Raw genomic sequence first — 14,882 nt, 5'->3', positions numbered from 1 at the left:
GTCTTAAACACTCTCCCTTACCTGTTCTCCATTGACCAGTCCCAGGGCCCGCTCGTATTCCAGTTTGTTGAGAGCATCCACATAAGCCCGGGCCGATGCCTCCAGCACGTCGGTGGACAGGCCACGGCCGACGAAGATTTTGCCCTTTTCATCCTTGAGGCGGACAGTTACTTCCCCCAGGGCATCCTTGCCGCCGGTAACAGCATTGAGGGCATAGTGGACCAGACAGCCGGTATTGCCGGTCAGTTTATCAATGGCCTTGTAGATGGCATCTACCGGCCCATCGCCACAGGCCGCTTCTTCCAGCCGTTCTCCGGCCCGCGTCAATACAACTGTTGCAGTAGGTACCACTGCACTGCCGCTGGAAATATGGAAGTATTCCAGAGTATAGGTTTCCGGTACCCGCAATATTTCCCCTTCGACTATGACCAGCAGGTCTTCGTCCGAGATTTCCCCCTTGCGGTCAGCTAGCTCCTTAAAGCGCTGGAAGGCCTGTTCCAGCTGTTCTCCTTCCAGCTGGTAGCCCAGTTGTTGCAAACGATCCCGGAAAGCATGGCGTCCGGAATGTTTGCCCAGGACGATGGTGTTTTTGTGCAGCCCGATCAATTCCGGGTTCATAATCTCATAAGTGGCCCGGTTTTTCAGCACCCCGTCCTGGTGAATTCCCGACTCATGGGCAAAGGCGTTTTTGCCCACCACCGCCTTGTTGGGCTGGACTTTCATTCCGGTGAGAGCGGAAACCAGGCGGCTGGTACGATAGATCTCCTCGGTGACAATCCGGAACTCCTTCTGGAAAATGGAGCGCCGGGTGTAGAGGGCCATGACGATCTCTTCCAGAGCGGCATTGCCCGCTCTTTCTCCAATACCATTGATGGTGCATTCCACCTGCTGGGCCCCGGCCAGAATGGCAGCCAGGGAATTGGCTACCGCCAGGCCCAGGTCATTGTGACAGTGGACGGAAAAAATTGCCTGGTCCCGGTTGGGTACTTTTTCCCGCAGTTCCCGGATAAAGGTCCCGAATTCTTCCGGTGTAGCATAGCCTACCGTATCGGGGATATTGACCACCTTCGCCCCCGCATCGATCACGGCAGTTACCACCTGAGCCAGGTAGTCGATGTCACTGCGGAAGGCATCTTCCGCCGAAAACTCCACGTTGGGGGTATAACGACAGGCATATTTGACCGCCTCCACCGCCTGGGCCAGCACTTCCTCCCGGCTTTTCTGCAATTTGTACTGGAGATGAATATCCGAGGTGGCGATAAAGGTATGAATGCGCGGTTCTTCCGCCTCCCTGATGGCTTCCCAGGCCCGGTCGATATCCAGCTGGTTGGCCCGGGCCAGGGCAGCGATAGTCGCTCCCCTGATTTCCCGGGCGATAGCCTGGACAGCAGCGAAATCGCCAGGGGAAGCGATGGGAAAGCCGGCTTCAATCACATCCACCCCCAGCCGGGTCAGCTGGCGGGCGATCTCCAGTTTTTCCTTTATATTCAAACTGACACCCGGGGATTGTTCCCCGTCGCGCAAGGTAGTATCAAAAAAATAGATGCGATTACTGCTCACCCGTTCCATTCCTCCTTACTGGTTATGGCTTCTTCCAGACCACAGCCGCCCAGCACCATGGGGTAGACATTTTCCCGGCCGCAGACGGATATATCAACAATTACCGGCCCTTTTTCCGTCAATGCTTCTTTAAGTATCGCTTCCAGTTCTTCCCTGCGGTTGATGCTGTACCCCCGGGCGCCATAACAGCGGGCAAACATGGCAAAGTCCGGCTGGCCAGTATAATCCACGCCCAGATAGCGGCCGCCACAGTAAAATTCCTGCAGCTGCCGCACCATGGCCAGCTGCCGGTTATTGAGCACAATCACCTTTACCGGCAGGCCCTGTTCCACCGCTGTCCCGAATTCATTCATGGACATCTGGAAACTGCCATCCCCGGTGATGAGAATCACCTTTTCCCCCGGCCGCCCCATTTGCGCTCCCACCGCTGCCGGCATGCCATAGCCCATGGTGCCCAGGCCACCGGAGGAGAGGAAGGAGCGGGGCCGGTTGACGGGGAAATGCTGGGCCGCCCACATCTGGTGCTGGCCCACATCGGTGACGATAATAGCTTCTCCTCCCGTCAGGCGATAGAGGGCCTGGATTACTTCCCAGCCCTGGATCTGGGCCTGAGGACAGCCTTTTTCCCGGGGGGTAGGCAGGGGATACTGCCGCTGCCACTGGCGGATTTGCGCCAGCCACTCCTCCCGGGACGCCACCGGCTCCAGACGGGGAAGCAGATCCTGCAGGACCAGGCGCACATCGCCGACGATGGGTACATCCACCCGTACATTCTTGCCGATTTCCGCCGGGTCGATATCGATATGGATAATCCGGGCCTGAGGAGCGAATTTCTCCACCGCTCCGGTCACCCGGTCGTCGAAACGGGCGCCCAGGGAAACCAGGACATCACAATTTTGCACCGCCAGGTTAGCGCTTTTCCAGCCATGCAGGCCCAGCATGCCCAGAGCCAGGGGATGCCCGCCGGGAAAGGCCCCTAACCCCATCAGGGTGGTGGTCACCGGTGCCTGCAGCTTTTCCGCCAGGGCTACCAGTTCCGGCTGGGCGCCGGCATGGATGGCCCCTCCTCCCACATAGAGCACCGGCCGCTGGGCCTGGTTTAAGAGTTCAGCGGCCAGCTTGACCTGGCGGGCATTCCCCCGGTAGGTGGGTTTATAGCCCTGGGGGCGAAAATCTTCAGGAATAGCGAACTCTATTTCCTGTTCCTGCACATCCCGGGGAATGTCGATCAGCACCGGGCCCGGCCGGCCGCTGCGGGCCAGGTAAAAGGCCTGCTTGACAATGCGGGGCAGGTCCTGGGCGTTTTTGACCAGGTAATTGTGTTTGGTAATGGGAATGGTTATTCCCGTAATATCCACTTCCTGAAAAGCATCAGTACCTACCATGCCGGTAGATACCTGCCCGGTGATCAGCACCACCGGGATGGAATCCATATAGGCATTGGCTATACCTGTCACCAGGTTGGTGGCTCCGGGACCGGAAGTGGCCAGTACCACTCCCGTTTTTCCGGTGACCCGGGCATAACCATTAGCGGCATGGACCGCCCCCTGCTCCTGACGCACCAGTACGTGTTTGATCCCCTTCCCGTACAGGGCGTCATAGATGGGCAGCACAGCCCCGCCGGGATAGCCGAAGATGATTTCTACCTCTTCCAACTCCAGGCATTTAATCAGGGCCTGAGCTGCCTTCATTTTCATCAAAACCCCTCCTGTATCTGCGAAAACCCCTCTTACTGCTTACTTTTTCAACCAGGGCATCATGGCCCGCAATTCCCGGCCGACCTGTTCGATCAGATGGTTTTGTTCCTTGTTCTTGATGGCATTGTAGACAGGGCGGTTGGCCTGGTTTTCCAGAATCCACTTTTTGGCGAATTCGCCATTCTGGATTTCGGCCAGTACCCGCTTCATTTCCTGCCGGGTTTCTTCGGTAATAATGCGCTTGCCGGTCATGTAGTCACCGAATTCAGCCGTATCACTGATGGAATAGCGCATCCAGCTCAGGCCGCCTTCATAGATCAGGTCCACAATCAGTTTCAGTTCATGCAGGCACTCAAAATAGGCCATTTCCGGAGCATAACCCGCTTCCACCAGAGTATCGAAACCGGCCTTGATCAGCTCGGAAACCCCGCCGCAAAGGACCGCCTGTTCCCCGAAGAGGTCGGTTTCCGTTTCTTCCTTGAAGGTGGTTTCAAATACCCCGGCCCGGGTACAGCCAATCCCTTTAGCATAAGCCAGAGCCAGGTCTTTGGCCTGTCCGGTAGCATCCTGATGGATGGCGATCAGGCCCGGTACCCCCCGGCCTTCCTGGTACATGCGACGCACCATGTGGCCAGGGCTCTTGGGCGCTACCAGGAAGACATCCACATCAGCAGGAGGCACAATCTGACCATAGTGGATGTTGAACCCATGGGAGAACATCAAGGCCTTGCCGGCGGTCAGATGGGGGGCGATTTCCTCCCGGTACAGTTTGGCCTGGGTTTCATCGGGAGTGAGAATCTGGATAATATCCGCCTGAGCCGCCGCTTCCGCCGGAGTGGCCACCTTCAGTCCAGCCGCCTCTGCTTCTGCCCAGCGGGCACTGCCCGGCCGCAAGCCGACTACTACCCGTACTCCGGATTCATGCAGGTTCAGAGCCTGGGCATGGCCCTGGCTGCCATAACCGATCACTGCCACGGTCTTGTTTTTCAATAACTCCAGATTGGCATCCTGATCATAATAGCACTTTACCATTCTCAATCTTCCTCCTTTATGTCTGCTGTTGTAGTTTTCTGGCCCCGCAGCATGGCGATTTTGCCGGTACGCACCAGTTCCCTGATCCCAAAAGGCCGCAGGGCGTTTTCCAGAGCATTGATTTTGCCCTCATCCCCGGTAGCTTCGATGGTCAGGGTCTTGCGCCCGATATCCACAATGCGGGCCCGAAAGATATCGACGATTTGCATGATTTCTCCCCGCACCTGCTGGTCGGCGGCATTGACCTTGATCAGCATCAGCTCCCGGTCCACATAATCCTCGGAAGAAATATCCTTGATCTTCAGCACATCCACCAGCTTGTGCAATTGCTTGGTCACCTGTTCTAAAACCAGGTCATCTCCCTCCACCACAATGGTCATGCGGGAAATGCGGGGGTTTTCCGTTCTGCCCACGGTGAGGGAGTCAATATTGTAGCCCCGGCGGCTGAACAGGCCCGCTACCCGGGTCAGCACCCCGGGATTGTTTTCCACCAGCACCGCTAAGATATGGCGCATATCCCTCACCCTCCAATCATTTTGTGCAGTGCCCCGCCCGGCGGTACCATGGGCAGGACATTTTCTTCCCGGTCAACAACGATATCCACCACTACCGGACCCGGAGTCGCCAGGGCGGTAGCCAGTACCTCCGGCACTTCTTCCGGCCGGGTGGCCCGCAGGCCTTTGGCTCCATAGGCTTCGGCCAGTTTGATAAAATCCGGGGCCCAGCTCATATCCACTTGAGAGTAACGCCGGTTGTAGAAGAGTTCCTGCCACTGCCGTACCATACCCAGATAGCCGTTATTGAGGATAACCACCTTGACCGGCAGGTTGTACTGGACAGCGGTGGCCAGCTCCTGGCTGTTCATCTGGATAGAGCCATCACCAGCAATATCGATGACCACATGGTCGGGGCAGGCCACCGCCGCTCCAATGGCAGCGGGCAAACCAAAGCCCATGGTGCCCAGCCCACCGGAGGTAATCAGGCTGCGGGGCTCGGTAAAGGTGAAATACTGGGCGGCCCACATCTGATTCTGTCCCACCTCAGTAGTGATTTTCACCTTCATGCCCCTGGTCTGGCGCCGCAGCTCCTCTACCACATACTGGGGCTTGATCCCTTCTCCTTCTTTGCTGTAGCGCAAAGGATGGTTTTCCTTCCAGGCTTCCACGGTGGCCAGCCAATCCCCGGGAGCCCGGGCTACCAGTTTGCTGTTCAGTTCAGACAAAACCCGGCCGACATCACCAACAATGGGCACATCCACCCGCACATTTTTGCCGATTTCCGCCGGGTCGATATCGATATGGATGATCCTGGCCCCGGGGGCGAATTCCTCGATTTTGCCGGTCACCCGGTCATCAAAGCGGCAACCGATGGCAATCAGCAGGTCACAATGGCTGACGGCAAAATTGGCTGCCACGGTACCATGCATGCCCAGCATCCCCAGGAAGAGAGGATGGTCTCCGGGAAAAGCCCCCAGCCCCATCAGGGTGGTAGTCACCGGCGCCTGAATCAATTCCGCCAGTTCCAGCAGATGTCTGGCAGCTCCGGAAGCGATCACCCCACCCCCGGCATAGATCACCGGCTTGCTGCTTTCCTGGATCAGCCGTACAGCCTGGGCAATCTGTTCCGGATGCCCATCATAAACTGGTTTGAAGCCCGGCAGGCAGATTTTTTCCGGATAGCGGAAATGGCCTTTAGCTGCCATAATATCCCGGGGCAAGTCGATCAGCACCGGGCCCGGCCGCCCTTCCCGGGCGATTTTGAAGGCTGCCTTGATAGTAAAGGGCAGATCCTCCAGGTTTTTAACCAGAAAGGAGTGCTTGGTTATGGGCAAGGTGATGCCGAAAATGTCTGCTTCCTGAAAGGAATCCTTACCGATTAGCCCCGTGGCTACCTGGCCGGTGAAAGCCACAATCGGTATGGAATCCATATAGGCGGTAGCCAGACCGGTAACCAGGTTGGTCGCTCCCGGCCCGGAAGTGGCCAGACAGACCCCCACTTTGCCGGTGGCCCGGGCGTATCCGTCAGCAGCATGGGCTGCCCCCTGCTCATGGCGAACCAGGATATGGCAAATATTAGAATCAAAAAGGGCATCATAGATATTCAGCACTGCCCCGCCGGGATAACCGAAAATATGCTCTACACCCTCGGCCTCAAGACATTTGACCAGCATCTGGGCTCCTGTCATTTCCATTCGCTTTTCACCCCTTCACAACCGCCCCGCCCGCCGCTGAGCCTACCAGTTTGGCATAGCGGGCCAGGTAGCCGGTTTTGACCTTCGGCTCCGGTGGCTGCCATTTTGCCCGGCGCCGGGCCAGTTCTGTTTCATCTACCAGTAAATCCAACCGGCCTGCTTCTATATCAATGGCAATTAAGTCCCCTTCCTGGACCAGAGCAATGGGTCCCCCTTCCGCTCCTTCCGGACTAACGTGACCGATAGAAGCCCCCCGGGTGGCTCCGGAAAAACGACCATCGGTAATCAGTGCCACCTCTTTATCCAATCCCGCTCCGGCCACCGCCGCTGTGGGAGTCAGCATTTCCCGCATACCGGGTCCGCCTTTCGGCCCTTCATAGCGGATCACCACCACATCTCCCGGCCGAATTTGCCCGCCGAGAATGGCCTTAACCGCCGCTTCCTCTCCGTCAAACACCCGGGCCGGACCGGTATGTTTCAGCATCTCCGGAGCCACGGCTCCTTTCTTGACCACTGCTCCCTGGGGAGCCAGACTGCCTTTCAGCACCGCCAGTCCCCCGGTGGCCTGGTAAGGACGATCCCAGGGCCGGATGACTTCTTCATCCAGCACCCTGACCCCCTCCAGGTTGGCCGCCATGGTTCTCCCTGTTACCGTCAATACCTCTGTTTCCAGCTTGCCCTGGGCAGCCAGCCGGCTCATCACCGCCGGGATACCGCCAGCCCGGTGCAGGTCCTCCATATGGTAAGGGCCAGCAGGGCTCAGCTTGCAAAGCTGGGGAATCTCTTCATTAAAACGATTGACATCATCCAGCTCAAAGGGCACTCCCGCCTCGTGGGCAATAGCCGGCAAATGCAAAAGGGTATTGGTGGAACAACCCAGGGCCATATCCACTTTCAGGCCATTGCGGAAAGCCGCCGCAGTCATAATATCCCGCGGCCTGAGATTCCGCCGCACCAGTTCCATGATCTGCTTTCCTGTTGCCTTGGCCAGCCGCAAACGGGCTGCCATCACCGCCGGGATGGTGCCATTGCCCGGCAGGGCCATCCCCAGCACTTCCGTCATGCAATTCATGGAATTGGCAGTAAACATGCCGGCACAGGAACCACAACCCGGACAGGCTCCTTCTTCCAGTTCCTCTAGTTCGGCTTCGGTCATGCGACCATTCGCCACTGCCCCTACGCCCTCGAACACCGTGGAGAGGGAAACGGCCTGACCTTGCCAGCGTCCAGCCAGCATCGGCCCCCCGCTGATAAAAATGGCGGGAATATTGAGGCGAGCCGCCGCCATCAGCATTCCTGGCACTACCTTATCACAGGAGGGAATCAGCACCAGTCCGTCCAGGGCATGAGCTTCTGCCATGATTTCCACCGAATCGGCGATCAGCTCCCGGCTGGCCAGGCTGTAGTGCATGCCCTTATGGCCCATGGCCAGCCCGTCACAGACGGCAATGGCCGGAAATTCCACCGGCAGTCCCCCGGCCATCCTGATCCCGGCCTTGACCGCCTCGGCAATGGTATTGAGATGCATGTGTCCGGGTACAATTTCATTGTGGGAGTTCACTACCCCGATAATGGGACGCTGCAATTCTTCCCCGGTATAGCCCATCGCCTTCCAGAGCGAACGATGGGGCGCCCTTTCCAATCCCGATTTGACCGCAGAACTGCGCAGTTGCACCCTGTTTCCTCCTCACTTAACCGACTTTTTCCGTAGCAGGTACGAAGATTTCCGGTCCATCCACTTCTGTCAGGGCCCGGAAGTCCTGCAGCAGCTGCTGGAACATGGGCCCGGGCTTGCCATCGCCGATTACCCGGCCATCCACTTTGATAACCGGAATCAGCTCTGCAGCGGTACCGGTAAGGAATACCTCATCGGCATTGAAAACATCATGCCGGGTAAAAACTTCTTCCTTGACGGTAATACCCCGCTGGCGGGCCAGCTGCATAACGACATCCCGGGTTATCCCCTTCAGAATCCCCAGATAAATGGGAGGAGTAATCAGTTCCCCATCCTTGACAATGAACACATTATCCCCGGTGGCCTCACAGACATAACCCTGGGCATTGAGCATCAGGGCTTCCAGCACCCCGGCCAGGTTAGCCTCGATTTTGGCATAGATATTGTTCAGGTAGTTCAGGGACTTCACCCGCGGATTACAGGCTTCAGACAGATTGCGGGGAGTGGGAACGGTTTTAACCTCCAGCCCCTTTTCATAAAATTCCTGGGGATAAAGAGTAATAGTAGCAGCAATACACATCACTGTCGGCCGCGGGCACTTGCGCGGATCCAGACCCAGGTCCCCCTTGCCCCGGGAAACCACCAGGCGGATATAGCCATCGCGGATATTGTTGCGGCGGCAGGTTTCCACCACCACTTCCGTCATTTCCTCTTTGCTGAGCGGAATGTCCAGCATGATGGTTTTGGCCGATTCATAGAGCCGGTCGATGTGCTCCTTCAACTTGAATACCCGGCCGTGATAGGCGCGAATGCCTTCAAAAACCCCGTCTCCATAGAGATAACCATGGTCGAAAACGGAAACTTTAGCTTCTTCCTCCGGTACGAACTTGCCATCCAGATAAATGATCAGACCCACAACAAATTCCTCCCCTCAAAAATTCTACAGCTCAAACCTCCTGTCTCCCCACCGCTCCCATCACCCCCATGTCTATCCAGGGGAGACAAATTTTGAATTTGTGTATAAATAAAACCCAAGCGGACAGACCCCACCAGTTCAATCTTGATCCAAGATCGAGTGGAACCTATCCGCTTGGGTCTTTTATCCCCACGGTGTAACGGCCAAAGCCGCCTGTACCGCTTGGTCACAGTCCCGCAAAGAACTTGCGGCGGAACCCTAGGTACACTTCCCTCGGTAATGCCTATTTACTTGTAAAAAAGCCTCTCTGTCCCGACAGGGACGAGAGGCTGAAGATGCCTTCCGCGGTACCACCCTGGTTGTTCCGGTCAAGCAAACCGGAACCCCTCTGTAGCCGGATAACGGCGGCTAACCCGGTACGGCCTACTGCCTGAGCAAGGGTTCGACCGACAGCTCAGGGGTGATCCCCGTCCGGGCCCGTGACACCGGTTTCCACCCTCCCGGCTCTCTTGCGTCCGTTCTCCCGACAGCCTTCCCCGTCGTCGCTTGTATAATGTATAACAGCTATATTTGTTAGTTATTGTACTAATGATGTCTGAATGTGTCAATACTTTTAGCGAAAATTTTAATGTTAAATTAATGTTAACTCACCACCCCAACGGGCTTGTCCGGCCTCTGAACGGTCGCTTTACCAGGGTGAACAGCTAAAACTTATCTGGCCCCCTCCTGTACCGCTTTTCGGCCCTGCATATTGATGACCAGACCCAGTATACTGATCAGGGCCCCTGTATAAAACACCCAGTCCATAGCCTGCAAAAAATCGTGGCTGAGCTTGTAGACGGTACCAAAGACAGACATGGAATAGGCGATCCCGGTAGCCATCCCCACATTGCGCATCAGGGCATTGATGCTGCCGGCAATCCCCAGTTTTGGTTTGGGAACAACTTCCATCATACTGCTGTTATTGGGGCTCTGGAACAGGCCCATACCCAGGCCCAGTACGGCCAGGTGCAGGAAAACCGCCAGCAGAGAGGAGTTTTTATTCAGAGTAGTCAAAGCCAGCAATCCGATGGTATTGACCGCCAGACCGGTATTGGTCAACCACTGATAGCCGAATTTGTCGGACAAACTGCCTGCCACCGGGGCCACAACTGCCATTACCACCGGAAAAGCGGAAAGAGCGATTCCGGCCTGAGCCGGGGAATAACCCAGTACCTGCTGGACATAAAAGGTCATAATCAAATTGGTGGAGAACAGGGAGATGAAAGAAATTAAACCGGTGATACCGCCATAGAAAAAGGGGCGGCGCTGGAACAGGGTTAAGTCGATTAAAGGACTGTCCATGCGGCGCATGCGGTAAAACAAAAAGATCAGGAGTGCCAGCCCCGCGCTACCAACAGCCAGCAAGCGAGGATCAGTCCAACCCAGTTTGTAACCTTCCGACAGAGCCCAGAGAAAGGCAGTTAAACCGGTAACCAGCAGCACTGCTCCCAGGCGGTCAAAGGTTTCCCCCCGGCTCAGTTCTTCTTCCCGGGGTAAGTTGAAGATCGACCAGATGAAAGCTAAAAGTCCAATGGGTATATTGATATAAAAGATACTGGGCCAGCCCCACTGAGCCACCATTACTCCGCCCAGGGAAGGCCCGGTCATGCTGCCTGCCGAAACCACGGTACCGATTAGACCCAGGGCCCGCCCCCGTTCCTGGGGCGGGAAAGCTGCTGTCACCAGCCCCATGCTATTGGCCATTAACATAGCTGCTCCCACTGCCTGCAGGATGCGGGCCAGGATCAGGACCAGCAGGGAACTGGCCTGGCCACAAAAAAAAGAACCCAGGGAGAAAACCAGAAAGCCGCTGGCATAGACGCGCCGCCGTCCCCACAGATCCGCTGCCCGGCCAAATACCAGCAAAAGACCGGAAATAGTTAATAAATAGGATGTAACTGCCCACTGAATTTCCCCGATGGTTACACCTAAATCCCGGGCTATGGTGGGTAAAGCAACATTGACAATGCTGCCGTCGAGAGTGGCCATAAAAGTACCAAGAGCTACATTGGCCAGCACTAACCATTTTTTGCTCACAATTATCCCCTCCCCACACAATTATATCCTGAATAAAAGCAGAAAACAAATGAAACAATATGCCTGTAAATCTATAAGGGGAGGTGTAGAAAAATGGCCACTATTAAATGCAAAGTAGAAGAATGCACCTATTATGATAATGCTATGTGCACTGCCAATACCATCGAAGTAATGTCCACCGGTGATAAGCGGGTCTCTTCTTCTGATGGTACCATGTGCAATACCTTCAAGCCTGCCAACCGGTAAAGGCAAGGGGGCCCTTATGCCCCCTTTATTTGTTAATAGAGTCTTTTTTTGACACACCACTCCTGAGCGCCGCTTCAGCTACTGCTGCCGCTACGGCTGGCGCAACCCGCGGGTCAAAGGCAGAAGGTATTACATATTCCGGGCTCAGTTCTTCATCAGAAATTAAACCGGCAATAGCATATGCTGCAGCAATTTTCATTTCTTCATTAATCGCGGTTGCCCTAACATCCAGAGCTCCCCGGAAAATCCCAGGAAAAGCCAGAACATTGTTGATCTGATTTGGTAAATCCGAACGCCCGGTACCCACAACCCGGGCTCCGGCTGCTTTGGCCAGGTCCGGATGGATTTCCGGTACCGGATTGGCCAGGGCAAAGATAATAGCATCTGGAGCCATTGTCCGCACCATATCTTGAGTTACGGTATTGGCAACAGAAACCCCGATAAAGACATCAGCGTCAACCAGGGCGTCAGCCAGCGTCCCTTTCTGCATCTGCCGGTTTGTAACCCTGGCGATTTCTTCTTTATACTTGTTCATTCCTTCTGTTCGTCCTTCATAAATAATCCCCTGTCGATCACACATAATTACATCTTTTACTCCCATGCTCAGCAGAAGTTTGATAATAGCAACCCCTGCCGCACCGGCACCATTCGTAACCACTTTAATTTCTTCCAGCTTTTTCCCAACAACTTTTAAGGCGTTAATCAAGCCGGCCATGGTCACAATGGCAGTCCCGTGCTGGTCATCATGAAATACCGGAATATTCAATTCCCGTTTTAACCGCTCTTCAATTTCAAAACAGCCGGGAGCTGCTATATCTTCCAGGTTTATTCCACCAAAAGTCGGTTCTAATAACTTTACTGTTTCAACAATTTTATCAACATCAGTTGTATTCAGGCAGATAGGAAAAGCATCAATCCCGGCAAAAGTTTTGAACAAGATAGCCTTACCTTCCATTACCGGCAGAGCCGCTTTAGGGCCAATGTTCCCCAGACCAAGTACAGCAGTGCCATCAGTTACCACCGCCACCAAATTTCCACGGTTAGTATAGGTATAGACTTCATCCTCATTGGCATGTATTTCTTTACAGGGCTCAGCAACTCCCGGCGAATACGCCAAAGACAATTCTCGCGCATCTCTAACAGGTACTTTACTATAAACTCCGAGCTTACCCTGATATTCCCGATGTAATTTTAATGCTTCTTCCCGCAAATTGCTCATTATATTCCCAATCCTTTCTATTGCATAGAATCTAAATAGCCAGGGAGCCTGCCAGTGCATACAGCTCCAAAGGAAACTGACTGTTTCTGTTAACAGCTGTTTGCAGTGGTACCGGTACTAGTTGGTTGTTTTTCAATCCAACCATCACGCCGGATTTTCCTTCCAGCAACCAGTCCACCGCTAATGTACCCATCCGGCTTCCCATCATCCGGTCGTAGGCAGTCGGCGATCCCCCACGCTGAATATGGCCTAAGACGGTCAATCTGACTTCATTTCCCGTTGCACCACGAATAGCATCAACGATGTCAGCCCCTCTGGCGACCCCTTCAGCCACAATAATAATACTGTGTTTTTTACCCCGCTTCAGACCATTATTAATTCGTTCAACGATTTCTTCAATATCGAGGGGAGCTTCAGGAATCAGGACCGACTCTGCCCCTCCGGCCAAACCGGCCCACAGGGCAATATAGCCGGCTTGCCGACCCATTACTTCAATAACATGAATTCTTTCCAGCGAAGTAGCTGTATCTCTTATTTTATCAATGGCTTCGATCACAGTATTGACGGCTGTATCAAAGCCCAGGGTATATTCCGTTCCGTTTATATCGTTGTCAATAGTTGCTGGAATACCAATAGTAGGCATACCTAATTGATGCAATTTCAGCGCTCCCTGAAAAGAGCCATCACCCCCAATGACCACTAAACCGTCAATCCCGTTTTCTTTGAGCTTTGTTAAAGCTTGCAATTGCCCTGCTTCAGTTTTAAAACTTTCACTGCGAGCACTGCACAGGAAAGTTCCGCCCCGGTGGATTATGTCACCAACACTCCCTGCTTCCAGTTGCAGAAAATTGCCATTCATCAACCCTTCGTAACCATACATGACACCATATACTTCTTTTTTCTTGTAGATACTGCGGCGTACAACCGCTCTGATGGCTGCGTTCATGCCTGGCGCATCGCCCCCGCTTGTTAATACGGCAATTCTGCGCATTTTTTTCACCTCTTTTACGATTTACAGTTCCAGATAGGGCAATGTCGAGCCTCCATAAGGAATAACCAGTACTTTCGCAGCATCCCCTTTGGCCTGAAAAGCCTGGTCCAGAGCTGCTTCGAGACTGTTGAAAGGCTGCATAAAAATTCTTTTTACAGAATCTGGTTCCAAATCAGAGACAAGATAGATATCAGCATGTTGTAAAACCATAGCGATGGCAGCAGCTTTATGTCCACCCAGCTGAAATTTTTCTTTAATTCTCAAGATCAAATCTTCCGGACGGGAAGCGCTTAACATCCATTCTTGAAAAATTTCCTCACCCAGGCCTTCCTTACAGGAGGCGACAAGAATAATGACCCCGTTTTTTTTCACTGCATGTTTGGCATTATCCAGCGCCTTCTGGGCCTGATACAGGTTTATATCTTTGGGAAAGCCCCCGGCGGATACTATAACTATGTCAGCTTGTTCCTTAATCTTCACTTTGTACAGAGAGTCCAGAAATTTGCAGCCTTCCCGATGAGCATCCAGATAATGACCTGCTACGGCTTTGATTATTTGTTTTTGCTCATTCAGCACTACATTGACAATGAAATCAATCGGAACAAATTCTGCTACTTCATCAATATCCTGCCGTACCCGGTTGGTAGTAATGTTACCGGCATGAGCTTCTGCTTCCACCATGCGGCTGTGATTTGCCTGTATTGCTTCCCGAGTAGAAACCCCTGGCATAATCGCTTTAGCCCCGCCGCTGTAACCGGCAAAATAGTGATACTCGATGTTTCCTACACAAATTCGCCTGTCAGCTTCTACTACCGGTCTAAAGATATCCACCGGTGTGCCCAGTCTGGTAAAACCTAAACGAATACAATCCCGTTGATCACTATCCAGGCACTCCACCTGCCGGTAAACAGCTTCTCCCACCAGGCTTTTCTTTTCCTCTTCACTATGAAAACGGTGGCTACCCAGCGCAAATACAATCTTTACGTCTTCTTTTTTTATCCCCGCTTGCCATAATTCTTCCAGTAATAAAGGGAGTATGATCTGGTTAGGAACAGGTCTGGTAATATCACTGGTGATAAAGACTACTTTTTCCCCGGGCTTTACTATCTCGCTAAGCCTGGGCGAGTTAATCGGCTGGCGCAAAGCCCTGATTACTTCCTCTCGTCCCGTCAGTTCAACTTTAACCTGATTAGGCTGCAAAACCCCCAGCAAATTTTCTTGATTAATATTCAATTTTAATTTTGTTTTGCCAAACCCCAGTTCAATTGTCATTTAT

General features: G+C 53.8%; 12 protein-coding genes. 1 reads left to right on the top strand and 11 read right to left on the bottom strand.

The genetic code is table 11. The features are described 5' to 3' along the window. Nucleotides 1-3: 3 nt before the first annotated feature. The 8 genes from CTH_RS03700 to CTH_RS03665 all read right to left on the bottom strand — a co-directional run bounded on the left by CTH_RS03700 (nt 4) and on the right by CTH_RS03665 (nt 11,150). Nucleotides 4-1,560: a 2-isopropylmalate synthase gene (locus CTH_RS03700; RefSeq protein ID WP_318262751.1), complete on the bottom strand. Its 1,557-nt coding sequence runs from the start codon at nt 1,558-1,560 to the stop codon at nt 4-6. Next, the gene (gene ilvB, locus CTH_RS03695; RefSeq protein WP_078664226.1) at nt 1,557-3,257 is read right to left on the bottom strand and encodes a biosynthetic-type acetolactate synthase large subunit; all 1,701 of its coding nucleotides are present in this window, start codon (nt 3,255-3,257) and stop codon (nt 1,557-1,559) included. The genes CTH_RS03700 and ilvB (CTH_RS03695) overlap by 4 nt, the downstream gene beginning before the upstream one ends. Nucleotides 3,258-3,296: 39 nt before the next feature. Then, the gene (gene ilvC / locus CTH_RS03690; RefSeq protein ID WP_078664227.1) at nt 3,297-4,289 is read right to left on the bottom strand and encodes a ketol-acid reductoisomerase; all 993 of its coding nucleotides are present in this window, start codon (nt 4,287-4,289) and stop codon (nt 3,297-3,299) included. 2 nt (nt 4,290-4,291) lie between these two features. Continuing rightward, nucleotides 4,292-4,804 (bottom strand): acetolactate synthase small subunit, encoded by a 513-nt coding sequence (ilvN, locus tag CTH_RS03685; protein ID WP_078664228.1) that lies wholly within the window; start codon nt 4,802-4,804, stop codon nt 4,292-4,294. A gap of 5 nt (nt 4,805-4,809) precedes the next feature. Then, on the bottom strand, nt 4,810-6,480 hold the full coding sequence (ilvB, locus tag CTH_RS03680; RefSeq protein WP_078664229.1) for a biosynthetic-type acetolactate synthase large subunit: 1,671 nt from the start codon (nt 6,478-6,480) through the stop codon (nt 4,810-4,812). Between the two features lie 7 nt (nt 6,481-6,487). Continuing rightward, on the bottom strand, nt 6,488-8,149 hold the full coding sequence (gene ilvD / locus CTH_RS03675) for a dihydroxy-acid dehydratase (protein ID WP_078664332.1): 1,662 nt from the start codon (nt 8,147-8,149) through the stop codon (nt 6,488-6,490). A gap of 22 nt (nt 8,150-8,171) precedes the next feature. Beyond that, on the bottom strand, nt 8,172-9,071 hold the full coding sequence (gene ilvE, locus CTH_RS03670; protein WP_078664230.1) for a branched-chain-amino-acid transaminase: 900 nt from the start codon (nt 9,069-9,071) through the stop codon (nt 8,172-8,174). Between the two features lie 711 nt (nt 9,072-9,782). Beyond that, on the bottom strand, nt 9,783-11,150 hold the full coding sequence (locus CTH_RS03665) for an MFS transporter (RefSeq protein ID WP_078664231.1): 1,368 nt from the start codon (nt 11,148-11,150) through the stop codon (nt 9,783-9,785). Between the two features lie 93 nt (nt 11,151-11,243). Here CTH_RS03665 and CTH_RS03660 point away from each other — a divergent pair, with 93 nt between their 5' ends. Then, on the top strand, nt 11,244-11,396 hold the full coding sequence (locus tag CTH_RS03660; protein ID WP_078664232.1) for a DUF1540 domain-containing protein: 153 nt from the start codon (nt 11,244-11,246) through the stop codon (nt 11,394-11,396). Nucleotides 11,397-11,421: 25 nt separating this feature from the next. Here the strand turns inward: CTH_RS03660 and ystJ are convergent, their stop codons facing one another. From ystJ to larAH6, 3 genes are read right to left on the bottom strand one after another with little or no spacing between them, the layout of a single operon-like run. Then, nucleotides 11,422-12,615 (bottom strand): NADP-dependent malic enzyme, encoded by a 1,194-nt coding sequence (ystJ, locus tag CTH_RS03655; RefSeq protein ID WP_107753093.1) that lies wholly within the window; start codon nt 12,613-12,615, stop codon nt 11,422-11,424. A gap of 31 nt (nt 12,616-12,646) precedes the next feature. Further along, nucleotides 12,647-13,606 (bottom strand): 6-phosphofructokinase, encoded by a 960-nt coding sequence (gene pfkA, locus CTH_RS03650; RefSeq protein ID WP_107753092.1) that lies wholly within the window; start codon nt 13,604-13,606, stop codon nt 12,647-12,649. A gap of 21 nt (nt 13,607-13,627) precedes the next feature. Further along, complete coding sequence (gene larAH6 / locus CTH_RS03645; protein ID WP_107753089.1) at nt 13,628-14,878, bottom strand: nickel-dependent malate racemase, LarAH6 family; 1,251 nt, start codon at nt 14,876-14,878, stop codon at nt 13,628-13,630. Between the last annotated feature and the right edge of the window lie 4 nt (nt 14,879-14,882).

Source organism: Carboxydocella thermautotrophica, assembly GCA_003054495.1.
Classification (GTDB): domain Bacteria; phylum Bacillota.
Note: the sequence above shows the minus strand (reverse complement) of the source record. Positions and strands in the feature narration are given on the sequence as shown.